Origin of the sequence: Methylobacterium sp. WL8, assembly GCF_008040045.1 — a bacterium.
GTDB lineage: Bacteria > Pseudomonadota > Alphaproteobacteria > Rhizobiales > Beijerinckiaceae > Methylobacterium > Methylobacterium cerastii.
This window is the reverse complement of the sequence record NZ_VRVF01000013.1, coordinates 17367-42883: the sequence shown is the minus strand read 5'-3', so window position 1 is coordinate 42883 and position 25517 is coordinate 17367. Positions and strand designations below refer to the sequence as shown.

General features: G+C 70.9%; 23 protein-coding genes and 1 tRNA gene. 9 read left to right on the top strand and 15 right to left on the bottom strand.

Annotated elements, in window-relative coordinates; translation table 11 throughout:
- Positions 1-197 precede the first annotated feature (197 nt).
- Positions 198-2963, bottom strand: a complete 2766-nt coding sequence (locus FV234_RS07355; RefSeq protein WP_147828570.1) for an ATP-binding protein — start codon at positions 2961-2963, stop codon at positions 198-200.
- A 228-nt stretch (positions 2964-3191) separates the two neighbouring features.
- On the opposite strand from FV234_RS07355, the gene FV234_RS07350 reads away from it, so the two are divergent.
- Positions 3192-3680 (top strand): phasin, encoded by a 489-nt coding sequence (locus tag FV234_RS07350; RefSeq protein WP_147828569.1) that lies wholly within the window; start codon positions 3192-3194, stop codon positions 3678-3680.
- A gap of 161 nt (positions 3681-3841) precedes the next feature.
- Positions 3842-4177, top strand: a complete 336-nt coding sequence (locus tag FV234_RS07345) for a hypothetical protein (RefSeq protein WP_147764034.1) — start codon at positions 3842-3844, stop codon at positions 4175-4177.
- Positions 4178-4808: 631 nt separating this feature from the next.
- Here FV234_RS07345 and FV234_RS07340 read toward each other — a convergent pair.
- The 5 genes from FV234_RS07340 to FV234_RS07320 form a co-directional block, all read right to left on the bottom strand.
- Positions 4809-5480, bottom strand: a complete 672-nt coding sequence (locus tag FV234_RS07340) for a L,D-transpeptidase (RefSeq protein ID WP_147828568.1) — start codon at positions 5478-5480, stop codon at positions 4809-4811.
- A gap of 150 nt (positions 5481-5630) precedes the next feature.
- Positions 5631-6449, bottom strand: coding sequence for a transglutaminase family protein (locus tag FV234_RS07335; RefSeq protein ID WP_147828567.1), 819 nt, complete (start codon positions 6447-6449; stop codon positions 5631-5633).
- A gap of 68 nt (positions 6450-6517) precedes the next feature.
- Positions 6518-7417: a transglutaminase family protein gene (locus FV234_RS07330; protein ID WP_147828566.1), complete on the bottom strand. Its 900-nt coding sequence runs from the start codon at positions 7415-7417 to the stop codon at positions 6518-6520.
- Between the two features lie 117 nt (positions 7418-7534).
- Entirely contained in the window at positions 7535-8056 is a 522-nt protein-coding gene (locus FV234_RS07325) for a response regulator (RefSeq protein ID WP_147750790.1), read from the bottom strand.
- A gap of 181 nt (positions 8057-8237) precedes the next feature.
- A complete protein-coding gene (locus FV234_RS07320) occupies positions 8238-9422 on the bottom strand; it encodes a transglycosylase SLT domain-containing protein (protein WP_147750784.1) in 1185 nt (394 codons plus the stop codon).
- Positions 9423-9737: 315 nt separating this feature from the next.
- On the opposite strand from FV234_RS07320, the gene alaS reads away from it, so the two are divergent.
- Positions 9738-12422 carry an alanine--tRNA ligase gene (gene alaS / locus FV234_RS07315; RefSeq protein ID WP_147828565.1) on the top strand — a complete coding sequence of 895 codons (2685 nt, stop codon included), beginning with the start codon at positions 9738-9740 and terminating at the stop codon, positions 12420-12422.
- A 176-nt stretch (positions 12423-12598) separates the two neighbouring features.
- On the opposite strand, the gene FV234_RS07310 is transcribed toward alaS, so the two are convergent.
- The 3 genes from FV234_RS07310 to aroQ all read right to left on the bottom strand — a co-directional run bounded on the left by FV234_RS07310 (position 12599) and on the right by aroQ (position 14254).
- Positions 12599-13015: a DUF2147 domain-containing protein gene (locus FV234_RS07310; protein WP_147828564.1), complete on the bottom strand. Its 417-nt coding sequence runs from the start codon at positions 13013-13015 to the stop codon at positions 12599-12601.
- 88 nt (positions 13016-13103) lie between these two features.
- Positions 13104-13658, bottom strand: coding sequence for a hypothetical protein (locus FV234_RS07305; RefSeq protein WP_147828563.1), 555 nt, complete (start codon positions 13656-13658; stop codon positions 13104-13106).
- 140 nt (positions 13659-13798) lie between these two features.
- Complete coding sequence (gene aroQ / locus FV234_RS07300; RefSeq protein WP_147753590.1) at positions 13799-14254, bottom strand: type II 3-dehydroquinate dehydratase; 456 nt, start codon at positions 14252-14254, stop codon at positions 13799-13801.
- Positions 14255-14472: 218 nt separating this feature from the next.
- Between aroQ and FV234_RS07295 the strand changes: the two genes are divergently transcribed.
- Entirely contained in the window at positions 14473-15318 is an 846-nt protein-coding gene (locus FV234_RS07295; RefSeq protein WP_147753589.1) for a 3-keto-5-aminohexanoate cleavage protein, read from the top strand.
- A gap of 2 nt (positions 15319-15320) precedes the next feature.
- Positions 15321-16094, top strand: coding sequence for a 3-oxoadipate enol-lactonase (gene pcaD / locus FV234_RS07290; RefSeq protein WP_147828562.1), 774 nt, complete (start codon positions 15321-15323; stop codon positions 16092-16094).
- Between the two features lie 24 nt (positions 16095-16118).
- Here the strand turns inward: pcaD and FV234_RS07285 are convergent, their stop codons facing one another.
- Positions 16119-16337 (bottom strand): hypothetical protein, encoded by a 219-nt coding sequence (locus FV234_RS07285; protein WP_147828561.1) that lies wholly within the window; start codon positions 16335-16337, stop codon positions 16119-16121.
- Between the two features lie 285 nt (positions 16338-16622).
- Positions 16623-16698 (bottom strand) — tRNA-Ala (locus FV234_RS07280).
- A 340-nt stretch (positions 16699-17038) separates the two neighbouring features.
- Between FV234_RS07280 and aroA the strand changes: the two genes are divergently transcribed.
- The 3 genes from aroA to FV234_RS07265 are packed head-to-tail and all read left to right on the top strand — an operon-like array spanning position 17039 to position 20273.
- On the top strand, positions 17039-18388 hold the full coding sequence (gene aroA, locus FV234_RS07275; RefSeq protein ID WP_147828560.1) for a 3-phosphoshikimate 1-carboxyvinyltransferase: 1350 nt from the start codon (positions 17039-17041) through the stop codon (positions 18386-18388).
- Between the two features lie 4 nt (positions 18389-18392).
- Positions 18393-19040, top strand: coding sequence for a (d)CMP kinase (locus FV234_RS07270; protein WP_147828559.1), 648 nt, complete (start codon positions 18393-18395; stop codon positions 19038-19040).
- Between the two features lie 48 nt (positions 19041-19088).
- A complete protein-coding gene (locus tag FV234_RS07265; protein ID WP_281407951.1) occupies positions 19089-20273 on the top strand; it encodes a multidrug effflux MFS transporter in 1185 nt (394 codons plus the stop codon).
- On the opposite strand, the gene moaD is transcribed toward FV234_RS07265, so the two are convergent.
- From moaD to FV234_RS07245, 4 genes are all read right to left on the bottom strand, one after another.
- Positions 20270-20521 carry a molybdopterin converting factor subunit 1 gene (moaD, locus tag FV234_RS07260; RefSeq protein WP_147828558.1) on the bottom strand — a complete coding sequence of 84 codons (252 nt, stop codon included), beginning with the start codon at positions 20519-20521 and terminating at the stop codon, positions 20270-20272. The two genes, FV234_RS07265 and moaD, sit on opposite strands and share 4 nt — an antisense overlap.
- A gap of 97 nt (positions 20522-20618) precedes the next feature.
- Positions 20619-21218, bottom strand: a complete 600-nt coding sequence (gene pgsA, locus FV234_RS07255; RefSeq protein ID WP_147753593.1) for a CDP-diacylglycerol--glycerol-3-phosphate 3-phosphatidyltransferase — start codon at positions 21216-21218, stop codon at positions 20619-20621.
- 95 nt (positions 21219-21313) lie between these two features.
- Positions 21314-23398 carry an excinuclease ABC subunit UvrC gene (gene uvrC, locus FV234_RS07250; RefSeq protein WP_147828557.1) on the bottom strand — a complete coding sequence of 695 codons (2085 nt, stop codon included), beginning with the start codon at positions 23396-23398 and terminating at the stop codon, positions 21314-21316.
- 63 nt (positions 23399-23461) lie between these two features.
- The gene (locus FV234_RS07245) at positions 23462-24187 is read right to left on the bottom strand and encodes a chemotaxis protein (RefSeq protein WP_147828556.1); all 726 of its coding nucleotides are present in this window, start codon (positions 24185-24187) and stop codon (positions 23462-23464) included.
- Positions 24188-24434: 247 nt separating this feature from the next.
- Here FV234_RS07245 and FV234_RS07240 point away from each other — a divergent pair, with 247 nt between their 5' ends.
- The gene (locus FV234_RS07240; protein ID WP_147828555.1) at positions 24435-25232 is read left to right on the top strand and encodes a L,D-transpeptidase; all 798 of its coding nucleotides are present in this window, start codon (positions 24435-24437) and stop codon (positions 25230-25232) included.
- Positions 25233-25517 lie beyond the last annotated feature (285 nt).

The window sequence follows — 25517 nt, the reverse complement described above, 5'->3', positions numbered from 1 at the left end:
CCGCAGAGGACTGTCAAGCCGGTCCGTCGCCCGCGACGACGCCTCGTTCCACCCGTGTTCAGATGATCGAGGCGGCCCGACGTTCCGATTTCGTGCCTGATGGATGATCTGCACGGCTGAGCGTGCGGAGTCTAACGGCACTGCTACGTTTCTAGCCAGTCTTCTGACAAAGATCGGGGATTGTTTTGGCACGCCCGTCACATAGCCCGCATTTTAGATCCTGGGAGAATAATCTCCACCAGCATCCCCTCACCGCTACGGTTGGAGACGCGCACGCGGCCGTGGTTGGCCTCGATCAACGCCTTGGTGAGCGGCAAGCCGAGCCCGGTACCATGCGCCTCGCCGCCCTCGCGCGGGGCACGCCCGGCCTCGATCTCGGACGCGCGCGCGCCCGGGCCGGTGCCGCGCACCTTGAGCGCGACCCCGCCGCGCTCTCCCGGCGTCGTCGAGACGATTACCTGGCCGCCGGCCGCGGTCGCCCGGATCGCCTCGCCGATCACGGCGAGCGCCGCCTGCCGCAGCGACGGCTCGTCCGCCTCCAGTGGCGCCAGGTCTGGCGAGAAGCTGGTGCGCAGGACGATGCGCCCGCGCGCCGCCTCGGGCTGCAGGAGTTCGACGCAGCCCGAGACGAGCTCGTTCAGGGGCAGCGGCCGGACTGAGAGGGCGAGGCCGCCGGACTCGATGGTGGCGATCTCGATCAGGTCGGAGACCAGTCCGCGCACGTGGTCGCCCGCCGCCCGGATCGCGCGCAGCGGCACGCGGTAACGCTCGTCGAGCACCCCGTGCGGTTCCGCGAGGATGCCGTCGGCGAGGCCGACGATGCCCTCGACCGGCGTGCGGATCTCGCGGTCGAGGCGCCCAAGGAAGGCGGGGCGATCGAAGGCTTGGGGATCGAAGGCTTGGGGATCGACATCCGAAGTGCTCCGCGCCGCGACCTCGGACGGCGCGCGCAGTACCGCGACGCGGGCGCCCTCTCGGACCGACACACGCAGCGTCACGGGCCGGCCGCTGGCGGCGATGCTGATTTCGGTGCCGAGGCCGGCGAGGGCGGCGCGGACCACGTCCCGCTGCGCGGCATCGAACAGGGAATCGAAGGCGGTGCCGACCACCTCGCGCGGCTCGCAGGCGAACAGGGCGGCGGCGGCGCGGTTCATCGCGACGATGCGGCCGGCCGCATCGAGGGTGACGACGCCGTCGTCGAGGGCGTTGAGGGTCGCGCGGGCGTCGGCGGCGTGACGCTCGCGAAACGACTCGGCCAAGCGCTCGGCCGCCCGCTCGCGGGCCGGATCGGCCTCGGCGACCACGCGCAGGATGAGGCAGGTCGCCGGCGCGCCGTCCCAGGCCATCGGCCCGCGTTCCACCGCGACCGGCCGGCTGCCGCCCTGCGCCGTCTCGATGATGCGGGGGCCGTCCGACGCCGCCGGATCGCCGCCGGACGGTGCCGGAGGCAGCCCGCGGAACAGGCGACGGAGCCCGGCCGCCTGCAGGCTCGCCAGGTCGGCATGGCCCGTCAGGTCGAGCAGGCGGCGGTTGGCGGCCAGCACCGCGTCGCCGCGATGGATCAGGAGCGCGGCCGGAACGTCGTCTAGCGGCGGCGGCAACGTGTCCCGTGGTGCCGGCGGCGGCGTCTCGGCCGGCCTCGGCACAGGGAAGGGCATCACCGCCGCGCCCGCGCCACGCGCATCCGCGTCGATCGCCTCGCGAACCTCGTCGTCTCCTGCGTAGCGGGCGCCGAGGGCGCGCGCGATTTCGCGGAAGGCCGCGTGCTCGGTCACCGACAGGGCGGCATCGGTACCCTCCTGCGCCGCCACCGGGCGGTCGATGGGAAGGCTCGGCGCGACGGGTTCCGGCACCACACGGGAGAGGAGAGCGTTCGGTGCCACGCCGACGGCCTCGTGCCCCCGACCGGGGCCACGCGCGCCGGACCAGGGATCGCCAGCCGCATGGTCGTCGAGGTGTTCGGTCGCGACCGCGACCGGAGGCCATGCGGCGTTGCGGATGTCGGGGAGCACACGATCCGGCTCACCGGCGGCATTCGGGCGGTCGGTATTCGCGTCGGACGGAAGATCGAAGTCCGGCACCTCGACGCTTGCGGTTTCAACCGGATCGGGATGCGTTTCTACCGGGGCGGCCGGCGGTACGGTCGCCACGGCCGGCGCGGTCACGGCGCGCACGACGCCGTACCCGCCCAGACCCGAGAACGCGTCGCCGCTGCGGCCGAGGCAGGCGCCGGACAGGTCGAGGGCGAGCGTGCCGACTGTGCCGGCATCCAGAACCGCCGGCAGGGCGCGGAAGGTGTGCCGGGTTTCGACCGCAGCGAGGAACGCGTCGGCGTCGCGCAGCTGGCCGGCCTCGGCGAGGTTGGCCCAGCTGCGCCCGACGAGGCGCGGCGCGAGCGCTTCGAAGGATGGTCCCGAGATCGTCGCGATGCGGTCGCCGGCGTCGCTCCGCCAGACGAAGCGGTCGCCCGCCGCCGGCGCGACGGCTCGGTCGGAATCGCCGGGCGCATCCGGTGCGGCGTGTCCGGTCGGCTCGGCGGACGCCGCTTGGCGATCCGGCGCCGGATCGGCCCGGACGGCGCGTGGGCGAATCGCGGGGAGGGGGCCGAGGGCGACGAGGAGCAGGGCGGGCGCGGCCTCGACGGTGCCGCCCGCGATCAGGCACGCGGTCGGCGGCGCGATCCGACGGGGATCGAGGCGCAAGCGCACGAGCCGCGGCCGGGCAATGCCGCTGACGGCGCGGATCTGGCCGGCGAGGCCGGGGCTCAAGCGGCCCACCTCATCCGCCACCGCGTCGCGGAACGGCACGGCGGCCGGCGAGGCGTGCAGGATCGTGGTCGCCATCCCGTCGAGGACGAGGAAGGCGCGCGCCGAATCAGCTAGCGGCGCGGCCAGGACGGGATCGCCCGCCCAGGCCTCCAGTGCGGCCTGGAGGCCCGCGCGCGTGCTGTCGCCAACGTTCACCGAACAGTCCCCATCGGCCGCGCCCCAGCCCGTTTCGTGACGGAAAATATGATTGCCCAAGGCTTATTGTAGGCGGAGCGGCTCCGGACGCTGGACCTTTCGCGCGTCCGTCACACGTTTACCTCGCATCAACGTTAATGCTGCTCCGGCGGGTAGCGTACGATGATACATGTGTTATTGTGCAGCGCACAATGATGCGTCCACAGGCAACGTGAGAGGAGACGAGCGATGAGCAATCCCCCGACCTACGAAGTCCCGACCGAGATGCGCGACTTCGCCGAGAAGAGCGTCGACCAGGCCCGCAAGGCCTTCGACAGCTTCATCGGCGCCGCACGCCGCACCGCGGAGACCGTCACCGGCTCCACAGAGGTGACCCGCACTAGCGTCAAGGACGTGTCCTCCCGCGGCTTCGAGTATGCCGAGCAGAACGTCAACGCCGCCTTCGACCTCGCGCAGAAGCTCGTCCGTTCGAAGGACGTGCAGGAGGCGATGCAGCACCAGGCCGAGTTCGTGCGCAGCCAGTTCGCCGCGATCCAGGCGCAGGCCAAGGATTTCGGCGGCCTCGCCCAGAACGCGATGCAGCAGGGTGCCGAGCGCGCCAAGTCCGCGATGCAGGAAGGTGCCGACAACGCCCGCAAGGCGATGGAGCAGGGCGCCGACGCCGCCAAGCAGGCCGCGCACGACTCGCAGGACGCCGCCAACAAGGCGACCCACTAAGCCCGCCGCCAGGCTCGCCCCTCGAGGGCGGGCCACCCGCGCCCGCTCCCGGCCCGTTCCCGATCCATCGGGGGCGGGCCGTCTCGTTTTCGCCCCGATTGCGCGGGCATGCCTGCGTCGCGCCCGGACCGGGCATCAGACCCTCCGCCGACAGGGATGCCATGCGACAGATCACACGCCTCGGCCTCGCCGCCCTCCTCGCGACCTGCGCCGTGCAGGCCGCCGACGCGCAGTACTACGATGCGCCGCGGCGCGGGTATTACGAGGAGCGCCCGGCCTACGACGAACGTCCCGTCTACCCGCGGCGCGGCGAGCGCCCGGGCCCGGCCCGCCCGGTCGGCCTGAACTGCGATGCGGTCCAGCAGGGCCTCTCCGGGCCGCAGCCCTATTCCTGCCCGCTGCCGGGTCCGCGCCCGCTCGGGGCGCGCTGCTTCTGCGACATGCCGATCGCCTCCTTCAGCCAGCCGCAGACCGCGGTCGGCCGCGTGGTGCCCTGAACGGACGATCCGGCCGCAGGCCCGCGACGGGCGATTCGCTGAGCGCGCGATGGCTCGCGGGCGTCGGCCTCGCGTCGGGGCTCGGTGTCGCCGCCGCGTCGGCGCAGGGGCTCGGCACGGAAGCGATTCGGGCTCCGATGGACGTCGCCGGGCCGGAGGGGCTCGATGCCCTGGTGATGACGCCCGGCACCCTGGGCCGGCATCTCTTGGCGCTGATCAGCCACGGCTCGCCGCGTTGGGCCGCCGACGGGCTCGGACGGGCACGGCCTGTTCACGCAAGGGGGCGGACCGATCTGGGAGCCGATCGTCGAGGCCTTCCTCCAGGCGCGCGGCCATCCGACCGCCGCCGCAGGTCGGCGCCGGCGAACGTAGGGATTTCGACACCTATCGCGCGGCGGCCTCGCACAAGGCCTTCGCCGTCAGCGCAGGTAGCGCCTACGCGTGGCAGACCGCGCAGGGCACGAAGGCGGCGGCGATCGAGGCGGAGCTGCATCGCTGCGAATCGTCGGCCGGCGGCAAGCCGTGCCGCCTCTACGCGGTCGACGACGCCTACGCAGCGGAATGACGAGGGCCGCGCCACCCTTCCGGATGGCGCGGCCCCAATCGGATCGCGAAGTTGCGTCGCGCGAGATCAGTTCAGGACGACGACCTTGGCGCCGACCTTCACGCGCTCGTATAGGTCGGTGACATCGTCGTTGGTCATCCGGATGCAGCCCGAGGACACGGCTTGACCGATCGTGTCCGGCTCGTTGGAGCCGTGAATGCGGTACTCGGTGTTGCCGATGTACATGGCGCGCGCGCCGAGCGGGTTCTCGATGCCGCCGGCCATGTAGCGCGGCAGGTCGGGGCGACGGGCGATCATCGCGGCAGGGGGCGTCCACGACGGCCACTCCTTCTTGGCGGTCACGGTCTTGGTGCCCGACCAAGTAAAGCCGGGACGGCCGACGCCGACCCCGTAGCGGATCGCCTCGCCGTTCGGCATCACGAAGTACAGGCGACGCTCGGCGGTGGAGACGACGACGGTGCCTGGGGCGTAGTTGCCGTTGAACGCCACGATCTCGCGGGGGATCGGCTGGACCTGCGCCTGCGGCGCGGCCTGGACACCCTGGCCGTAGCCGGGGGAGTAGGCGGGCTGCTGACCGTAATAGTCGCGGTTCTGCGTGCCCTGGTAACCGTAAGACTGGTCTTCCTCGTATCCGGCATCGGTGCCGAAGGGATCGTAGGTCGAGGCGGCCATGGCCGGCACGCTGGCAACAATCGAAAGTCCGAGGAGGGCGGCGAGAGCGGTGGCTGAGGTCTTCATGATGTGGCCTACCTGTGCAGTAACCTTTGCCATTACAAGCGTGAGCATAGGCAGAGGGTTCCACGGCCGGGCGAAGATTTCAGCGGCGCGGGAATACGTAAGCGGACAAGACGTGGCCGGCGAAGATGTGACCCGCCCGGCGGGGCGCGCTCATGCCATCTCGTCGGTGTGCACGTCGAAGCGGGCTAGGTGCACGTAGCCGAAGTTGGTGGTGATCGCGACGTCGGTGGCGTCGCGCCCTCGGGCCATGACGATGCGGCCGATGCGCGGTGCGTTGTGGCGGGCGTCGAACGTGTACCAGCATCCGCCCTGCGGCCCGTCGAGGTAGACCTCGAACCAGGCGGAGAAGTCCATCGGCGCCGGGTCCTTCGGCACGCCGATATCGCCGAGATAGCCGGTGCAGTAGCGCGCCGGGATGTTCATGCAGCGGCAGAAGGTGACGGCCAGGTGCGCGAAGTCGCGGCACACGCCCTCGCGCTGCATGAAGCCGTCATGGGCGCTGCGGGTGGCGTCGGCGCGCATGTAGTCGAAGCGGATGCGCTCGTGGGTGTAGTCGACGATCGCCTGGACCCGGGCCCAGCCCTCCGGCGTCGCGCCGAACAGCGACCAAGCGGTCTGCGAGAGCTTGTCGGTGTCGCAGTAGCGCGAGCCGAGGAGGTAGACGAGGACCTCGTCCGGCAGGTTCTGCACCGCGAACTGCCGCGCATCCGGCGCATATGCGTCCGGCAGGCCGGAATCCCGCACCGTGAAGTCGGCCGAGATCGTCAGCGGGCCGGTCGGCGTGACGATGCGATGGCAGAGGTTGCCTAAGGCATCCTCGTATTGATGGCAGGGGATCGGCGGATCGAAACTGATCGCCTGCGGCGTCACCAGGTCCGGCAGGCGTGACGGGTGGATGCTGAGCATCAGGATCATCGGGGTCGGCTGCGCTGAGTCGAAGGCGATATCGAAACCGGTCCTGATCTTCATCGCGCCACCTGCCAACCTTTCTCACCGAAGCGCGCGCCGGGCGTGTCCGCTCTGGCGCGCCGAGATGCCTAATGCGCCGGGACGAGGTCCGGTGCTGATGTCTCCGTCACGGCGACGTCGACGCGCATGCCGAGGTCGTCGCTCGTCAGACCGAAATACGAGCCGTGCAGCGGCACCGCCTGCCGCGGGTCGCGGGCGATGGCGACGCGGATCAGGTCGCGGTTGCCGACGATGCCGTTGGTCGGATCGAACTCGATCCAGCCGGCGCCGGGCAGGTAGACGCCGACCCAGGCATGGGTCGAGCCGCCGCCGACGTGGCGGTCGCGGTCGTTGCGCGGATTGTAGAGGTAGCCGGAGACGAAGCGGGCCGCCATGCCGAGGGAGCGCACGCCCTCCATCATCAGTACCGCGAAGTCGCGGCACGAGCCGCGCTTGAGGCGGAGCGTCGTCACCGGGTCCTGCACGCCCTTCTCGCTGCGGGCGAGGTAGGTAAAGTTGCAGCGGATGCCGCGGGTCATGTCGGCGAGCAGGTCCTGCGTCGGGATGCGGCCGTCGGCCGGGATGAAGCTGCGTGCCCAGGCATCGACCATGTGGTGGGTGTCGGGCCATTGTCGCTCGATCGAGCGCGACAGGTCCGGCATATCCTCGACGCCGTAGCCGAAGGGATAGTGGGTCGCGTGCGGCGCCAGCGGGAATACGGGCGCGTGCTCTGGGGTGTGGTCGAGGGTGATGCCGCAAGTGAACCGGAGCGTGTCGCTACGCGTGTCGAAGCTCGCGATCGCGACGCAGTTGCCGAACACGTCGAACATCCACCGCACACTCGCCGGCAGCGGGTCGATGTCCAGGGTGGCCTCGATCAGGCGCTGGTCGTAGCTGTCCCGCGGGCGGAACATGATCCGGTGCTCACCGAACGAGACCGGGCGGCGGTAGCGGTACACGGTGACGTGCCGGACGGACAGGATCGGCAAGGACGTAACACTCCGCGGATGCGCCGGTGCGACGGCCACGCTGCAAGTATCACGCCTCGGCGCCCGTCCCGACTCGGCATCACGGAGGAAACACTTCCGTCGAGGAAACGTTTGGCGTCAGCGGATCGGCGGCGCCGACCCGCCCACGGCACGCTCGGCTTCCACCAGCACGTCGAAGGCGCGCCAGGGCTTCTGAATGAAGACAGCCTCCACCGGAATCTCGGGGCGGCCGACGCAATGCCCGGAGGTGACGACCAGCCGCGCCCGCGGCCACAGCGTCGCGACCGCATGCGCCAGCTGGAGCCCGTCCATCTCACCGGCGAGGCGCACGTCGGCGAAGACCAGGGCGACGTCGCCGCCGCGCGCCTGCAGAACCGCGAGCGCCGCCTCGGCGCTGTCGCAGCCGACCACCGCGAGCTCGGTCTCCTCGAGCAGGGCCTCGGCGAGGACGCGCACTTCCCGGTTGTCCTCGACCACCAGCGCGATGCGCTGCAGCTGTGCGACCGGTGCCGCGGCAGGCTCGCCGGCCTCGGACTGCCGGACCTTGCGTACCAGGGCGGCCAGATGCTCCGGCACGCCCTCGGCGACCAGGCTGTCGTAGAACGAGGCCAGGGTCTCCCCGATCCGGTCGAGGGGGATGTCGGGGCTCAAGGTGTCGATGGGCCGGTGGCGCAGCGGATTGGTCAAGAACTTCCCCCGAAGTCTTCGCGTCGCGCCCCGCGGATGCGGAGGCTCTTGAAGCAAGAAGTCGGGAACGCGCCGTCAGTTGCGCCGGCTCCACGATTCAGGCGGTCGTTCGATCCGGGCGGACCGCGAAAAATCAGCGGGCCGTCGCGTCGGCGTCGGCGTAGGCCATCACGCCCGACACGGCGCGGACGTCGCGGTAGCGCGCGCCGCGGGCGCTCATCATCGCCTCGAACTTCTCGTGGACCTGGGCGACCGACAAGCTCGCGGCCTTGCGGCGACGGCTGCGCTCGGAGGCGAAGAAGATCGAGCGGTTGGCACGCGCCGGCCCGGGAAGCAGCTGGGCGGCGGCGGCACCGGGCTTGTCGACGACCTTGGCAAGGAACGATTCGGCGTCGTCCGGCCCGAGGAAGTGGGCGAGGTAGACCTCGCCGAGCGACAGCTCGCGCCCGATCCGCAGGGAGATCCGCGCGGCGTCGCGCTTCAGCATCTCGCCGGCGAGCAGCGCCGAGAGGTAGGGGTCGCGGCGCAATTCGAGAATCCGGGTGCGCTCGGCGGCATCCGCCACCGTCGGCCGGTCGTTGGCGTCGGGGACGATCACCGACGCCTCCTTCTCCATCCCGTACTTGGCGCCGAAGTCGCGCACGCAGCCGAGCCAGGTCCGCTCGATGAACTGGTACAGACCGGTGGCCGAAGAGGTCTTCGCCTGCACGGCGGTGATGAAGCTCGATTCCTTGTCGGCCACCGCCATCAGCAGCACCGGATCGGTCTGCACGGCCTGGGCGGCGCGCACGATCGTCTGAACGATGTGGCGGCGGATCTTCATCGGCCCGAACTCAAGCACGTCGTTCGGGTCGCCGCCGGCGCTCTCCGAGAGCAGGAAGTCGTAGGAGACGCGGTCGACCGCGTTGGAGCCGAGCTCGGTGTCCAGGTCGTGGACCGCGGCGAAGGCCGAGGAGGCGCGCAGCACCACCGGCGCCTCGGCGACGACGGGCGGCAGCGCGCTCACCTGGATGCGCGGGCGGGGCATCGGGATCTCGGTGGCGGCCTGGGCCGACGACACCGCGTTCTCGAGGCCGATCTTGCCGAGCTCGACGCCCGAGCCGATCAGCAGGGCGCTCAGCGCGCCGGCGAACAGCGACATCGAGAGGACGGAGCGGGCGAGCGCCGGGCGGCTGCCGTGGCCGCGGCCGACCGGGGCGGAGAGGGTGATGCAGTCGGCGGCGCCTGCGCCGAAACGGCCCGCGGGCGCCACCTTGGAGACGCCGGCGGTGCTGGACGTGATGGCCTTGCGAGACGTTCCGACGGTGCGGCCCAGCATGTGCGACTCAAAATCCCAATTTCGCGCCGACGGCGGCGCCACCCCCTGATCTGGCTTGACAGATGTGGCGACAACACGGCCGCGGTTGGGTTATTCCGGTGGCGCCGCCGGTTTTGCGCGCCCAGGCATCCGCTACCCTCTCGCGAGCCCTTCGCGCGGACCCAAGTTGCGAACCCATGATCGGAAACTGTGACTTGTGATCGGAACCCGTGACTTGGAGCCCGTCCCTCCGTATGAGGGCGCATCCGCGACGAACGGCCCGGGACGGCCGGGCGTCGCCGCGCGAAAAAGCCCGGCCCAGCACAGAGTTATCCGATGAGCGGCGTCAACGAGATCCGGTCGGCCTTCCTCGACTACTTCGCGGGTGCGGGGCACACGATCGTGCCCTCGTCCTCGCTCGTGCCGAAGAACGACCCGACCCTGATGTTCACCAACGCCGGGATGGTGCAGTTCAAGAACGTCTTCACCGGCGTCGAGAAGCGCCCCTACAGCCAGGCGACGACGGCGCAGAAATGCGTCCGCGCCGGCGGCAAGCACAACGACCTCGACAACGTCGGCTACACCGCGCGTCACCACACCTTCTTCGAGATGCTCGGCAACTTCTCGTTCGGCGACTACTTCAAGCCGCGAGCGATCGAGCTGGCCTGGAACCTGATCACCAAGGAGTTCGGCCTGAAGCCGGACCGGCTCCTGGTCACCGTCTACGCCGACGACGACGAGGCGGCGACGCTGTGGCGCAAGATCGCCGGGTTCTCCGACGACCGGATCATCCGCATCGGCACCTCGGACAACTTCTGGCAGATGGGCGACACCGGTCCCTGCGGGCCGTGCTCGGAGATCTTCATCGACCAGGGTCCGGGGCTCGCCGGCGGCCCACCCGGCTCGCCCGACGAAGACGGCGACCGCTTCCTCGAGTTCTGGAACCTCGTGTTCATGCAGTACGAGCAGGTCGAGCCGGGCAACCGGCTGGTCCTGCCGCGTCCGTCGATCGACACCGGCATGGGCCTCGAGCGCATGGCCGCGATCCTACAGGGCGTGACCTCGAACTACGAGACCGACCTCTTCCGCGCGCTGATCGACGCCGTGTCGCACGCGGTCGGCCGGCCGCCGGAGGCCTCCAACGTCGCCTCCTACCGCGTCATCGCCGACCACCTGCGCGCCGGCAGCTTCCTGATCGGGGACGGCGTGCTGCCGGGCAACGAGGGCCGCGGCTACGTGCTGCGCCGCATCCTGCGCCGCGCCATGCGCCACCTCGAGCTGCTCGGCTCGCGCGAGCCCGTGATGTTCCGCCTGGTGCCGACGCTGGTGCGCGAGATGGGGCAGGCCTACCCCGAGCTGGTGCGGGCCGAGAGCCTGATCTCCGAGACCCTGCGCCTCGAGGAGACCCGCTTCCGCCGCACCCTGGAGCGCGGCCTCGCGATCCTCGACGCCGAGACCCGCGACCTCGCCGCCGGCCAGAACCTCGCCGGCGAGACCGCCTTCACCCTCTACGATACCTACGGCTTCCCCCTCGACCTGACGCAGGACGCACTGAAGGCCCGCGGCATCGGCGTCGACACCGACGCCTTCGCCGTCGCGATGCAGCGCCAGAAGCAGGCGGCGCGCGCGGCGTGGTCGGGCTCGGGCGAGGCCGCCACCGAGACCGTGTGGTTCTCCGTGCGCGACCGAACCGGCGCCACCGAGTTCCTGGGCTACGAGGCGGAGGCCGCCGAGGGCGTCGTGACGGCGCTGCTGCGCGACGGCGCCGAGGTCGAGGCCCTACAGGCCGGCGAGAGCGGGCTGCTCGTGGCCAACCAGACGCCGTTCTACGCCGAATCGGGCGGCCAGGTCGGCGACACCGGCACGCTCGCGGCGCCGGGGCTGAAGGCGCGGGTCACCAACACCGAGAAGAAGCTCGGCGATCTCTTCGTCCACCACGTCAGCGTGGACGAAGGCACGCTAAGCGTCGGCCAGGCCGTCGAGCTGAAGGTCGACCACGCCCGCCGGGCCGCGATCCGCGCCAACCACTCCGCCACCCACCTCCTGCACGAAGCCTTGCGCCAGGTGCTCGGCGACCACGTCGCGCAGAAGGGCTCGCTCGTCTCGTCCGAGCGCCTACGCTTCGACATCTCCCACCCGAAGCCGATCGAGGCAGCCGAACTCGCCCGCGTCGAGGATATCGCCAACGCGGTGCTGCTGCAGAACGCGCCGGTGGTGACCAAGCTGATGGCGGTGGACGAGGCGATCGAATCCGGCGCCCGCGCGCTGTTTGGCGAGAAGTACGGCGACGAGGTCCGCGTCGTCTCCATGGGCCGGCCGGTGGACGAGGCCGGGCGGGAGGTCGAGGGCGGGCGCCTACAGAGCTTCTCGATCGAGCTCTGCGGCGGCACGCACGCCGCCCGCACCGGCGACATCGGCACCATCACGATCCTCGCCGAGAGCGCGGTCGGCGCCGGCATCCGCCGCATCGAGGCGATGACGGCCGACGCCGCCCGCCGACACCGCAGCGAGGAGAGCCGCACCCTCGGGGCGCTCGCCTCCCAGCTCAAGGCGCCGGTGGCGGAGGTGTCCGACCGGCTCACAGGGCTGCTGGAGGATCGCCGCCGGCTGGAGCGCGAGGTCTCGGACCTGCGCAAGAAGCTGGCGATGGGCGGCAGCGCCGGAGGCGGCGACGAGGCCACGGAGGTGGCCGGCGTCAAGCTGATGGCGCGCGCCATCGAGGGCGTCGAGATGCGCGACCTCAAGAGCCTGGCCGATGCCGGCAAGCAGAAGCTCGGCTCCGGCATCGTCGTCATCGTCGGCGTCGGCGCCGACGGCAAGGCCGGTCTCGTGGTCGGCGTCACCGCCGACCTCACCGAGCGCTACGACGCCGTCGCCCTGGTGCGGGCCGGCGCCGGCCATCTCGGCGGCAAGGGCGGCGGCGGCCGGCGCGACATGGCCCAGGCCGGCGGCCCCGAGGGCGGCGGCGCACAGGCCGCCCTCGACGCCATCACCGCGGCGGTTGCCGCCGCCGCCGGCTAAGCGTCCATCGAACCTGTTGTCGGCCAATCGGTCCGGTCGTGCGCGCGCTGCCTCCCCCCGACGGATCTCGGGCTTGCCCGAGGTCCGCACTCTGTGTGCCCGAGTCGGGCAAGCCCGACTTGGGTGCGGGGGAGGGTACGCAGCCTGAATCGCCAGACGATAAACCGCGGAAACCTTCAGCCCACCCGCTTCCAGGTCTGGCGCTTGCAGAACACGCTCATCACGCAGCCCGAAACTTCGATCGCGTTCGGGCCGGTCATCTTGAGCGAGCCGGAATAGGTCTTCCCGTCCTTCGGATTGTAGAGGGTGCCGGAATAGCCGTCGCCCGATGCGTTCGTGGCGTTGACGATCTGCACGCCGACGACGCTGCGGGCGCGTAGGGCCGGGTCCGGGTTGTTGGCGTCGAGGCCCTTGCCCGTGGTGCTGACGATGGTGCCGCAATACCCGGCGCCGCACCGCGACAGCCGAACCTTGGAATCGCCGGTCTCGGTCAGCCAGATCCCGGCCGGGTCGGCGGCCTTCTGCGCCTGCGCGCCGCCGCCGGCGAGGCAGAGGGCGACGAGGGCGGGAGCGAACACTGTTGCCGGTCTCATGCGGGGTCTCCGAGGGTGCCGCCCGTCCAGGCGATCGCCCCGGCAATAGCCGCGCGCACCGCGCTCCCGCAAGCCGCGGAAGCGTCCGCTAGAGCCCGCGCCCGAGCACGGCCCCGAGATAGGTCTCGGCGACCTCGCAGAACGGCAGGCCGGCCCCGGTCGCAAGCACTGCGTCGATCTCGAACAGCGGGTCGTCCGGCCCCGGGGGAGGGGCGTCGGGGTCGCGCAGCGGCCGCAGCGCGACGTTGCGCCGGGTCGGCTCCAGCGGGCGCACCACCCGGCCGAACGGCGCGTCGGTCTCGTCGAGAGCCGCGTTCATCGCGGGCGTGAGCCGGCCCGGCACGTACCAGTTGTCGGCCTCCGACAGAACGTGGACGCCGCAGGCGAGCCGGACCCGCCGGTAGCGGACGGGCTCGTCCGGCGCGAGCCCGAGCCGCTGGCGCTGGGCCGCGTCGAGGGGCTTGTCGGGGCCCGAGATCCGGCGGGCGACGAGGTGCGGGTCGGCCGACAGGCCGCGCTCGGCGCACCACGCCTCGAGCACCGCGGTAGCGCTGTGGCCGGACAGGATGCGGGCCTGGAGGGCCGCGACCAGCCCAGCCGTCGCCTCGGCGGGCGGGACCGGTTCGGCCGAGACGGGACGCATCGAACCGAACATCGCCATCGCAAGCAGGAGGAGCACCCGGACCGGCGGACGCGGGCTCGCGCAACGCCATAGGCATCGGCGGCCGAACCGTCCATGCGCCGCGTGCACGCTCCTGTCGCGGTCCACCGCGCCGTCACGCATCAGCGCGCCGCCTCGGCCAGGCCGATCAGCGTCGCGACGCGGCGGAGCGCCAGCCCGTAACCCTCGGTGCCGAGCCCGGCGATGACGCCGTCGGCGCGCAGCGAGACGTAGGAATGGTGCCGGAAGGTTTCGCGCTTGTGGACGTTCGAGATGTGCACCTCGATCACCGGCCCGTCGAAGGCGTTGAGCGCGTCGAGCAACGCCACCGAGGTGTGAGTGAAGGCGGCCGGGTTGATGACGATGCCGGCGGCCTCGTCCCGCGCCGCGTGGATCCAATCGATCAGCTCGCCCTCGTGGTTCGATTGGTGGAACTGCAGCCCGAGCCCGAGCTCGTCGGCGAGCGCCCGGCAGGCGGCCTCGATGTCGGCCAGGGTCTCATGGCCGTAGATCTCCGGCTGGCGCCGGCCGAGGAGGTTCAGGTTCGGACCGTTCAGCACGGTGACGAGACGGCTCATGACATCCTCCATCGCACGCGGCTCGCGGTCGCTCGCGCTCGACTCGCGGACCGCGGCGCGGACCATCAACCCATGAACCGGTGCGACCGCCGCATCAAGCGGGCCGCGCCGGTGCGGACAGAGCGGCGGCGCTGTCTCCGTCCCGGGCTTTGCGCGCGGGCGCGGCGGTCTACATCCGTCGGCAGCGCGCGGAGACGCGGCCGACCCACGGAGGGACCATGAGCCAGATCGAGACCAGCGCGCCCGTCGTCATCGCCGTGGCGATCACCGGCTCGGTGCCGCGCAAGGCGGACAACCCGGCGCTTCCGGTGACCGTGGCCGAGCAGGTCGAGTCGACGCATCAGGCCTACGAGGCGGGGGCGACGCTGGCGCACATTCACGTGCGCAACGACGACGAGACGCCGTCCTCAGACCCCGATCGCTTCGCCGCCGTTCAGGAGGGCCTGCGCAAGCATTGCCCCGGCCTCGTGGTGCAGTTCTCCACCGGCGGGCGGGGACGCGACCCGGCGAGCCGCGGGCTCTCGCTGCAGCACCGGCCGGACATGGCCTCGCTCTCGACCGGATCGGTCAACTTCCCGACCATCGTCTACGAGAACGCAGCCACCCTGGTCACCGATCTCGCCACGCAAATGAAGCGATACGGCGTGCGGCCCGAGATCGAGATCTTCGACCTGTCGCACCTCCACGGCGCCCGGCGCCTCGTCGAGGCCGGCCTGATCGACGCGCGTCCGCACGTGCAGTTCGTGATGGGCGTTCAGAACGCGATGCCGGCCGATGAGCACCTGCTCGACATCCTGCTCGCCGAGAGCCGGCGCATCCTGCCCGGGGCGACCTGGACCGCCGCCGGCATCGGCCGAAACCAGGCGATCGTGATGGAGTGGGCGCTGGCGCGCGGCGCCGACGCGGTCCGCACCGGCCTCGAGGACAACATCCGGATCACGAAGGATCGGCTCGCCGCGAGCAACGCCGAGCTCGTCGGGCTCGCGGCCGAGGCGGTGCGCCGTCACGGCCGCCGAGTGGCGAACCCGGCCGAGGCGCGCGCCGTCCTTGGGCTCGCGGCCTGACCATGGCGCCCGCTTCCCTGCACCACACCCTCTCCGGCCCGGAGGACGCGCCGGTGGTGGCGTTCTCGAATTCGCTCGGGACCACGCTGGTCATGTGGGACGCGCTGATGCCGCGCCTCTCCGACCGCTACCGCATCCTGCGCTACGACACCCGCGGCCACGGCGGCTCGGCGACCCAGGACGCACCGGCCGAGATCGACGACCTCGCCGGCGACCTTCTCGCGTTGCTCGACACGCTCGGCATCGCCCGCATCCACGCCGTCGGCCTGTCGCTCGGCGGCATGACGATGCAGGCGCTGGCGAGCGCCGCGCCCGACCGCGTGGCGAGCCTAACCCTGATGGCGACCGCCGCCCACATGCCGAGCGAGGCGAGCTGGAACGCCCGCGCCGCGACGGTGCGGGCGGAGGGCACCGGGGCGATCGTCGAGGCGACGCTCGGCCGTTGGTTCACGCCGGGCTTTCCCGAGCGGCATCCGGACGTGGTCGAGCCGATTCGTCACGCGTTCACGGCCTGCGACGCCGTCGGATACGCGGTCTGCTGCGGCGCGATCGGCCGGATGGACCTGCGCCCGAGGCTCCCGGCGATCACCGCCCCGACGCTGATCGTCGCAGGACGAGACGACCCGGCCACCCCGCCTGCGATGGCCGAAGAGATCTGCCAGGGCATCCGTCAGGCGGAGCTCGTGATCCTGCCGCAGGCCGCCCACCTCCTCGCCGTGGAACGGCCGGACGCAGCTGGGGCCTACCTCGCACAGTTCCTGGACAGGCACGGCTGAAGCACGGGCGACGGAGGCGTCGGGTCAACGAGCGACGGGGAAGGCGCGCACCGCAACACGAGGTTCGCACGTCCGGCCCCGAAAGTGCCGATCCCGCGCCACGGCCAAGCCCAATGCGGCCGCCATGCCGGCAGCGCTTCCACCGATGGGGATCGCCAGGAGTGCGGTCAGCAAGCCGAATTTCGCCAGCAACAGCGTCGACGCACCCGCACCGAACAGCGCCGCCATCACGATCGCAACCATCACGGCCTCATACACAACCACTGATTGAGCGATGAAGGGCGTGGTAGACGATTCGGTTCCTCGGAGAGGCGGGAAAAATTCCACCGCGACCGATCAGGATGAACGCAACCCGCCGGCCGCGCGCACGCGCCGATGGCGATCCGATGCAGGAAAGCTGACGCGTAGGAGCAGCCTGAAACGAGCAGCCGCGCGTGCGAGACACGATGCGAGCGCCCGTTTTTTGCTAAACACCGAGCGCACCTTTACGGGGTGCCTATCGAAGCAAATTGAGTTGGAAAGGGAGAGTGGTGGAGCCTAACGGGATCGAACCGATGACCTCTTCCATGCCATGGAAGCGCTCTCCCAGCTGAGCTAAGGCCCCACTCTCTTCCACCGCGGCTCTGGAGGTCCGCGCTGGTGTCTCGCTGGCCCGGCGATGCCGTCCGGCGAGGGCGGTTCTATAGGCGGGCGTCGGATCGGACTCAACCCCCTTTTTGCCGAAAAATGAACTTGGGTCGTTCGTCGGCGACATTCGGTGCGCGCCTGAGCCTCACTGGACACCGGATCGAGCTGCGCCTCGGATGACGGATCGCGGCGCGCGTGATAACCGACCGCCCCATGTTCCCGCACGACGCCCCGGCGTCGCGACGGCTTTCGGCGCCCCAGCGCCTTCCGGCGATCCCCAGGCCTCGGCCCGGATGCCCTCGCGAAGTTGACCGCCCGTGTCGCACGATTCCGAGCCGACTCCGCTGACCGCCGCGCCCGGCGCGCCCCTGCGTGGGCGGCTTCGCCCGCCCGGCGACAAGTCGATCTCGCACCGGGCGATGATCCTCGGCCTGCTTTCCATCGGCGAGACGCGGGTGGAGGGCCTGCTGGAGGGCGACGACGTGCTGCGCACCGCCGCCAGCGCCCGCGCGCTCGGCGCCTCAATGGAGCGCCTGGGCGAGGGGCGCTGGGTCGTCCGCGGCGTCGGCGTCGGCGGCCTGTCCGATCCGGCCGAGACCCTCGATTTCGGCAATGCCGGCACTGGCTCGCGCCTGATGATGGGCGTGGTCGGCGGCCAGCCGGTCACCGCAACCTTCGACGGCGACGCCTCCCTGCGCAGCCGGCCGATGCGCCGCATCCTCGATCCGCTCCGGCTCATGGGCACACAGGTGCTGGCCGAGGCGGAGGGCGGCCGCGTGCCGCTGACGTTGCGCGGCCCGCGCGAGGCGATCCCGATCCGCTACGAGACGCCGGCGGCCTCGGCGCAGATCAAGTCCGCGGTGCTGCTCGCCGGCCTCAACGCCGCTGGAGCCACCACCGTCATCGAGGCCGCGGCCACCCGCGACCACACCGAGCGGATGCTGCGCCTGTTCGGCGCCGAAGTCTCCGTGGTCCCACACGGGCCCGACGGCCACGGCCGCGCGATCACGCTGACCGGCCAGCCGACGCTGCGCGGCACCGACGTGGTGGTGCCGGCCGACCCGTCCTCGGCTGCCTTCCCGCTGGTGGCCGCGCTGATCGTGCCGGGCTCGGAGGTCACGATCGAGGGCGTGATGATGAACCCGTTGCGCACCGGGCTGATCACGACGCTCATCGAGATGGGCGCCGACATCGAGCGCCTGCGCGAGCGCGAGGAGGGCGGCGAGACCGTCGCCGACCTGCGCGTCCGTGCGAGCCGGCTCAGGGGCGTCGACGTGCCGGCCGAGCGGGCGCCGGCGATGATCGACGAGTACCCGGTGCTCGCGGTCGCCGCGGCGTTCGCCGAGGGCACAACGCGGATGCACGGACTGCACGAGTTGCGGGTAAAGGAATCGGACAGGCTCGCCGCGGTGGCCGCCGGCCTCAAGGCCAACGGCGTCGCCCACCTGATCCAGGGCGACGACCTGATCGTCCACGGCGACGGCACCGCGCCGGTGGGCGGCGGCACGGTCGCGACCCATCTCGACCATCGCATCGCCATGGCATTCCTGGTGATGGGGCTGGCCACCGCCAAGCCGGTCACCGTCGACGACGGCGCGATGATCGCCACGAGCTTCCCGAGCTTCCTGCCGACGATGCAGGCGCTCGGCGCCGGGATCGGGGCGTAACCCGATGCCCGACAACCCGAACGCCATGGTCATCGCCATCGACGGCCCGGCCGCCTCCGGCAAGGGCACGCTCGCCCAGCGCCTCGCACGGCACTACGGCCTGCCCCACCTCGACACCGGCCTGCTCTATCGCGGCGTCGCGCTGACGCTGCTCGACGCCGGCGCCTCCCTCGACGACGAAGCCGCGGCGGCCCGGGCCGCCGAGAGCCTGATCGCCGACCGCCTCGCCGACCCGCGCCTCCGCGACCGGGCGATGGGGGAGGCGGCCTCGCGCATCTCGGCGGTGCCGGCGGTGCGCGCGGCGCTTCTGGCCTGGCAGCAGCGCTTCGCCGGCACCAGCGCCGGCGCGGTGCTCGACGGGCGCGACATCGGCACGGTGGTGTGCCCGGACGCGCGGGTCAAACTGTTCATCACGGCCGACGCAACCGAGCGTGCCCGCCGCCGCCATCGAGAGCTGGAACACCGGGGCGAGACGACGACGCTGGCCGCCATCCTCGCCGACATCGAGGCGCGCGACGCCCGGGACGCGGCGCGGAGCACGGCCCCGCTCAAGGCGGCCGACGACGCGGTGCGGCTCGACACCACCCATCTCGACGCCGACGAGGCCTTCGCCGCGGCCCGCGCCGTGGTCGACCGGGCCCGCTCGCAGTAACGGCCTGACCCAGGCGTCGGGAAACGCTGCGACCGGGGACGCTCACCTTTGCGCGATCGACGGCCCCCACCGCCCCCTGAGAAGAAGGCCCCGCTGCCGCTCCTCGTCGCGGTGACGATGACCGGGACCCTGGCCCTGCACGTCTTCGTGCCGGCGCTTGCGGCGGCGGCAGCCGACCTCGGGACGACGCCGGCGGCGGCGCAGCTGACTATCACACTCTACCTCGTCGGGCTCGCGAGCGGGCAGCTGGTTTACGGACCGCTCTCCGACCGGTTCGGCCGCCGGCCGGTGCTGCTCGGCGGGCTGTCGCTCTACCTGCTCGGGCTGCTCCTTGCGATCCCGGCGCAAAGCATCGGCGTCCTCGTCGTCGCGCGCATCCTGCAATCGCTCGGGGCCTGCGGGTCGCTGGTGATCGGCCGGGCGATGGTGCGCGACGTCTCGACCAGCGCCGACGCCACGCGCAAGCTCGCGATCCTGACGCTCGCGATGACGCTGACGCCGGCCCTGGCCCCGGGCCTGGGCGGCTTGATCTCGGATGCCTTCGGCTGGCGGGCGGTGTTCGTCGCGCTCGCCGCCCTCGTCGCGGTGCTCGGCATCCTCGTCCTCGTACTGCTGCCCGAGACCAACCGCCACAAGACGCCACTGCCGGGAATCGGGGCGATGGCCGCCGGCTATCTTCGGCTGCTGCGGAACCCGACCTTCCGCGCCTACGTCGTGGCCGGGTCGTGTGCTGGGACCAGCCTCTACGCCTTCCTTGCGGTGGCGCCGTTCCTCCTGGTCGATCGCCTCGGGCGCTCGACGCAGGAGGTCGGGCTCGATTGCCTGATCGTGGTGTTCGGCATGGTCGCAGGCGCGACCCTGGCGAGCCGGCTCGCCGGCCGCGTCCCGATCCTGCGGGCAGCCCGCAGCGGGAACTGGCTGTGCCTCGCGGGCGCCGCCTCGCTGCTCGCGATCGACCAGGCGGGCGGTCTCTCGGTGACGAGCCTGATCGCGCCGCTCGTGCTGTACGCGGTCGGCGTCGGGCTGCTCGGCCCCAACGCGGTCGCCGGGCTGATGAACGTCGACCCGCATGCGGCCGGCTCCGCCTCCAGCCTCTACGGCTTCCTGCAGATGGCCTTCGGCGCCGGCTTCACCCTGGTCGTCGCCGCCTGGCACGACGCCTCGGCGACGCCGGTGGCGGCGACGCTGCTCGGCGCGGCGCTGATCGCGGCCGCGGCCCTGCGGCGGCCCTAACCGCCGGTCATCGGCGGGAAGAACGCGATCTCCCGGGCGCCCGCGATCGCAGCGTCGGGCTTGGCGTGCACCTTGTCGATCGCGGCGCGGACCACGCCGTCCTTCTCGAAGGCGTAGGCATATTCCTCGCCGCGCCCCTTCAGCCAGCCGATGAGGTCCCCCACCGTCGCCACCTCGGCCGGCGGCGTCACGGTCTCCTCGGGGCGCCCGACGCGCTCGCGGACCCAGGCGAAATAGACGAGCTTCATGGTTCGGTTTCCTGGTCCGACGCCGGCCCCAGCGGGACGGGCGCCGAGCTACCCCCTCTCCCCCTGAGAGAATGGACCCGCGCCCTATTCGGGGATCTTATCGCGGATCGTCGATGACGTGCTTGATGCCCGCGCGCATGTAGTCCCAGCCGGTCCAGAGCGTCAGGGCGGCGGCGAGCCAGAGCAGGACGAGGCCGATCCGCTCGGTGCCGGGCAGGATCGTCTCGCCCGCCGGTCCCGCGACAAGGAAACCCAAAGCCACGAGCTGCACCGTGGTCTTCCACTTGGCGACCTTGCTCACCGGCACGCCGACCTTCAGCTCGGCGAGGTATTCGCGAAGCCCGGAGACCAGCACCTCGCGGCACAGGATCACGATCGCTGCCCAGACGGAGGAGCCAACGATGGTGCGGTCGGCCACCAGCATCAGCAGGCAGGCGGCCACCAGCAGCTTGTCGGCGATCGGATCGAGCATGCGCCCGAGCGCCGAACTCTGCGCGTAGGCGCGGGCGACGTAGCCGTCGAGGTAGTCGGTGATCGCGGCGAGCACGAAGACCGCGAAGGCTGTGAAGCGCATCGCGGTCGAATCGGGCCAGAACAGCAGCGCGACCATCACCGGGACGGCGACCAGGCGGCCGTAGGTCAGGCAGTTCGCGAGCGTCCAAGCCTGCGACCGGCGTCGGGGGAGGACGGCGTTCATCGCGCCGGTGAAATCATGCGCCTGCGCGAGCGTCAACCATTCCGACGAATCCCCGATGCGATCGCTCATCCTCAGCCTCCCGCTCCGCTCATGCCTCAGCCCCCCGCATGGAAGAAGTCGTAGACGGCGCGCGCGGTGGCGGCGTTGACGCCGGGCGTCTTGGCGAGGTCCTCGTAGGCCGCCCGCTCGATCGCCTTCACGGTGCCGAACTGGTGCAGGAGCGCGCGCTTGCGGCTCGGGCCGATGCCCGCGATCTCGTCGAGCGGGTTGCGCACCAGCTCCCGCTTGCGCTTGGCCCGGTGGGTCCCGATTGCGAAGCGATGCGCCTCGTCGCGCAGGCGCTGCACGAAGTAGAGGGTCGGGTCGCGCGGCGGCAGCTTGAACGGCGGGCGGCCCGGTACGAAGAAGGTCTCGCGGCCGGCGTCGCGGTCGCGCCCCTTGGCGATACCGACCAGCGCCACGTCGGCGACTCCGATCTCCTCCAGGGCCTTTCGCGCGGCGTCGAGCTGGCCCTTGCCGCCGTCGACGAGCACGAGGTCGGGCCAGGCTGGGAACGCGTCGGCCTCCTCGGGCGGTTCGGGCGCCGGCTCCGGCGCGCCGCCCTCGCTCGCCGCGACCGCGGCCTGCGCGGGGGTGCGCGGCGCCTCCTTCACCAGGCGCTTGAAGCGGCGCTGCAGCACCTCGCGCATCATCCCGTAATCGTCGCCGGGCGTCAGCTCCTCGGACTTGATGTTGAAGGTGCGGTAATGCGTCTTCATGAAGCCCGAGGGTCCCGCGACCACCATGCCGCCGACGGCGTTGGTGCCCATGATGTGCGAGTTGTCGTAGACCTCGATCCGGCGCGGCGTGCGGTCGAGGGCGAAGGCCTGCCCCAGCGCGACCAGGAGCTTGCCCTGCGAGGCGGTGTCGGCGAGGCGCCGGCCGAGGGCCTCCTTGGCGTTGCGCTGGGCGTACTCGACCAACGCCTTGCGCTCGCCGCGCTGCGGCTGATGCAGCTCGACCCGGTAGGCGACCTGGCTGGACAAAGCCGCGGCGACGAGCTCCGCGTCCTCGACCGCATGGCTCGTCAGCACGAGGCGCGGCGCCGGCATCGCATCGTAGAACTGGCCGATGAACGAGCCCAGCACCTCGTCCGGCGTCATCGAGCGGTCGGCCTTGGGGAAATAGGCGCGGTTACCCCAGTTCTGGAAGTTGCGGAAGAAGAACACCTCGATGCAAAACTGCCCGGCCTGCTCGTCGAGGGCGAACACGTCCGCCTCCTCGACCCCTTGCGTGTTGACACCCTGAACGCCTTGAATCGCCGACAGCGCACTGATCCGGTCGCGGAAGCGGGCGGCGCGCTCGAACTCCATCGCGTCGGAGGCGGTCTGCATCTCCAGGCGCATCCGGTCCTTCACCGCGTTGGACTTGCCGGCGAGGAAGTTCTTGGCCGAGTCGGCCATGCCGGCATAGTCCTCCAGCGCGATCTCGCCGGTGCAGGGGCCGGAGCAGCGCTTGATCTGGAACAGCAGGCAGGGCCGGGTACGGTTCTCGTAATAGCTGTCGGTGCAGGTGCGCAGCAGGAAGGCGCGCTGCAGGGCGTTCACGGTGCGGTTCACCGCCCAGACGCTGGCGAACGGCCCATAATAGCTGCCCTTGCGGCGCCGTGCGCCGCGATGCTTGACGATCTGCGGCGCCGGCCCGTCGGCGGTGACGAGGATGTAGGGGAACGACTTGTCGTCCCGCATCAGCACGTTGAAGCGCGGCTTCAACTGTTTGATCAGGTTGGCCTCGAGTAGCAGCGCCTCGGTCTCGGTGGCAGTGGTGACGAACTCCATCGCCGCCGTCTGCGAGATCATCCGGGCGATGCGGTTGGAATGCGCCTGGCCCCGTGCGTACGAGCCGACACGGGCCTTCAGGTTCTTGGCCTTGCCGACGTAGAGCACGTCGCCTTTGGCATCGAACATCCGGTAGACGCCCGGCCCCAAGGGCAGCGTGCTCCAGAACCGACGGATCACCTCCGTGCCGGCCTCGACGGCGCCGGGCTCGAAATCGAAGTCGATCTCGGGCGCCTCGTCGGCCTGCGCCGGTACGGCCTCGTCCCGCTCGTCGTCGAAGGCTCCGTTCTCCGAGGCTTCGTCGTCGAAGCCCTCGGGAGGCAGATCCTCGGTGGTGCGACCTGACGGGACTCTCCGGCTCATCGCCGTGATCTAAGCCCGCAAAACTGTGGAGGGAAGGGGCGGGACGCGCTAAGGCGCGCCGCCTCAGCCGAACAGCGCGTCGATGTCCGACTGATCGACGTGGCCCGGATCCTCGTCGAGCTTCGGGCCGTTCAAGAGGGAGCGCTCGTCGTCCGGGTCGATGACGGCCTCGACGCCGCCGTCGATCAGGTCGCGGAAGCCGTCGAGCCCGCTCCAGGCGGAGATCATCCGGTCGAGATGCGATTCGACGAAGCTCATCACGTTGACGATCTTGCTGATGCGCTGGCCGGTCAGGTCCTGGAAGTTGCAGGCCTCGTAGGCGACGATGACGCGGTCGAGGATGACGTCGACCTTGTCCTGGCCGCCCTTGCCGAGGTTGCCGGCCCGCAAGATGTTGGCGTTCGCCTCGATGTCCTCCAGCGCGGTGAGCAGCGTCGAGGTGGCGCGCTCGGTCGAGCCGACCACGGCGCCGAGCTCGTCGGCCGCCCGGCGCATCCCCTTGCCGTTGCTCTCGGAATGATAGAGCGCCGCGATCTCGTCGCGGGTGTTGGTGATCGCCGCCTTCATCACGTCGAGCTCGGACCGCATCGCGAAGGCTTCGCTCAGCTCGCGGCGGCACGCATCGATGGTCTCGCCGGCGCTCGATTGGGTGATGCGGCGCAGGTCCTGGATCGCGGACAGGATCTCGTCGAGGTTGGCGCCCCCCGCCACGGGCTGGACGCTCGGCGCCATCACCACGGCCGGCGCCAGGCCCAGGCTGTCCTCGATGCGGTAACGCTTCTGATTCATCGGCTCGAACCGGTGGTCTTGGAAATCCGAACCTGATCTAAGACCGATAAGGGTTGCGGTTTGCTGAAGATCGCTCGTGTCCGCGACAGATTCACGCTCGATTCATGCTGCTTCGAGACGACCGAGCCCCTGCGGAGCCGCTGGCTTCGATTCACCACGTTCCTTCACCGGATGTCGCGCATCCCGGTCCAACGTTGTGCACCATAGCGGGCGGCACCGAGCCAGACCGCGGCGCAGGAGTGCGGTGATGCGGGCGAGTTGGTGCGTAGGGGCGGCGCTGGTCGCGTCCGTGTGGTCGGGTGCAGCGCAAGCGCAGGCGCGCTATTCGGAGGATGACGGATACGGCGGCGGCCTGATCGAGTACCTGTTCACCGGCGATGTCGGCGCCCGTGGCGGATCGCGCGGCGGGTCCTACGGAGGCGCCCGCTCCGCTTCTGCGCGCTCCGGGTACCAGGCGGCAGCTTACGGCTCCGCAATGCGCTCCGGCGACCCGATCGAGCCCTATGGCGGTGCCGCACCGGCCTACGCCTCGCCCGCTTACGCCGCGTTGCCCGTCCAGGGCGGCCCGCCCCCCGAGGCCGACCGGATCGCCCGTGCCCCAGATCCGCGCTACGCCCGGCAGGAGGTCGCGTTCCCCGGCCATCAGCGGCCGGGAACGATTGTGATCGATACGCCCTCGAAGTTCCTCTACCTCGTCCAGCCCGGCGGCCGGGCGATGCGCTACGGCATCGGCGTCGGACGCCCCGGCTTCGCCTGGTCCGGCCTCAAGACGATCAGCCGCAAGGCCGAGTGGCCGGACTGGACGCCGCCCGCGGAGATGCTGGCCCGCCGGCCGGACCTGCCGCGCCACATGGAGGGCGGTCCGGGCAATCCGCTCGGGGCCCGGGCACTCTACCTCGGCTCGTCGCTCTATCGCATCCACGGCACCAACGAGCCGCACACGATCGGCCAGAACGTGTCGTCCGGCTGCATCCGGATGATGAACGACGACGTGGTCGATCTCTACGAACGGGTGCCGGTGGGAACGCGCGTCGAGGTGATGTAGGCGAGTGTGCGAACGCGGAAAGTTTGACGGTAGGAGATGGTGGTGTGTCGGCTCCGTACCCCAATGTTTGTCGGCACCCGCTCCGCCGCGAACCTGGGGATTGAGATCACCAATATCATTGTTCTGCCGCTCCTCCGGCGTTCTGGCGCATCTCTGGTGATAGCCGACACAGAGATCCAATCTGAACGCCCAAGGTTCCGAGCGAAATCAACCTAAAGTGCGTGCCGTGGCGTAGCTTCGAAATACGTCACGGCGCGTTGGGGTGTTCGTCCGCGTGGGAACGCG

Excerpts from the sequence above, each read along its gene's own strand:
- FV234_RS07350 (WP_147828569.1), top strand. The coding sequence starts at position 3,192 with ATGAGCAATCCCCCGACCTACGAAGTCCCGACCGAGATGCGCGACTTC.
- FV234_RS07345 (WP_147764034.1), top strand. The coding sequence starts at position 3,842 with ATGCGACAGATCACACGCCTCGGCCTCGCCGCCCTCCTCGCGACCTGC.
- FV234_RS07340 (WP_147828568.1), bottom strand. The coding sequence starts at position 5,480 with ATGAAGACCTCAGCCACCGCTCTCGCCGCCCTCCTCGGACTTTCGATT.
- FV234_RS07335 (WP_147828567.1), bottom strand. The coding sequence starts at position 6,449 with ATGAAGATCAGGACCGGTTTCGATATCGCCTTCGACTCAGCGCAGCCG.
- FV234_RS07320 (WP_147750784.1), bottom strand. The coding sequence starts at position 9,422 with ATGCTGGGCCGCACCGTCGGAACGTCTCGCAAGGCCATCACGTCCAGC.
- alaS (WP_147828565.1), top strand. The coding sequence starts at position 9,738 with ATGAGCGGCGTCAACGAGATCCGGTCGGCCTTCCTCGACTACTTCGCG.
- FV234_RS07310 (WP_147828564.1), bottom strand. The coding sequence starts at position 13,015 with ATGAGACCGGCAACAGTGTTCGCTCCCGCCCTCGTCGCCCTCTGCCTC.
- FV234_RS07305 (WP_147828563.1), bottom strand. The coding sequence starts at position 13,658 with ATGCGTCCCGTCTCGGCCGAACCGGTCCCGCCCGCCGAGGCGACGGCT.
- aroQ (WP_147753590.1), bottom strand. The coding sequence starts at position 14,254 with ATGAGCCGTCTCGTCACCGTGCTGAACGGTCCGAACCTGAACCTCCTC.
- FV234_RS07295 (WP_147753589.1), top strand. The coding sequence starts at position 14,473 with ATGAGCCAGATCGAGACCAGCGCGCCCGTCGTCATCGCCGTGGCGATC.
- pcaD (WP_147828562.1), top strand. The coding sequence starts at position 15,321 with ATGGCGCCCGCTTCCCTGCACCACACCCTCTCCGGCCCGGAGGACGCG.
- FV234_RS07285 (WP_147828561.1), bottom strand. The coding sequence starts at position 16,337 with ATGGTTGCGATCGTGATGGCGGCGCTGTTCGGTGCGGGTGCGTCGACG.
- FV234_RS07270 (WP_147828559.1), top strand. The coding sequence starts at position 18,393 with ATGCCCGACAACCCGAACGCCATGGTCATCGCCATCGACGGCCCGGCC.
- moaD (WP_147828558.1), bottom strand. The coding sequence starts at position 20,521 with ATGAAGCTCGTCTATTTCGCCTGGGTCCGCGAGCGCGTCGGGCGCCCC.
- pgsA (WP_147753593.1), bottom strand. The coding sequence starts at position 21,218 with ATGAACGCCGTCCTCCCCCGACGCCGGTCGCAGGCTTGGACGCTCGCG.
- uvrC (WP_147828557.1), bottom strand. The coding sequence starts at position 23,398 with ATGAGCCGGAGAGTCCCGTCAGGTCGCACCACCGAGGATCTGCCTCCC.
- FV234_RS07245 (WP_147828556.1), bottom strand. The coding sequence starts at position 24,187 with ATGAATCAGAAGCGTTACCGCATCGAGGACAGCCTGGGCCTGGCGCCG.
- FV234_RS07240 (WP_147828555.1), top strand. The coding sequence starts at position 24,435 with ATGCGGGCGAGTTGGTGCGTAGGGGCGGCGCTGGTCGCGTCCGTGTGG.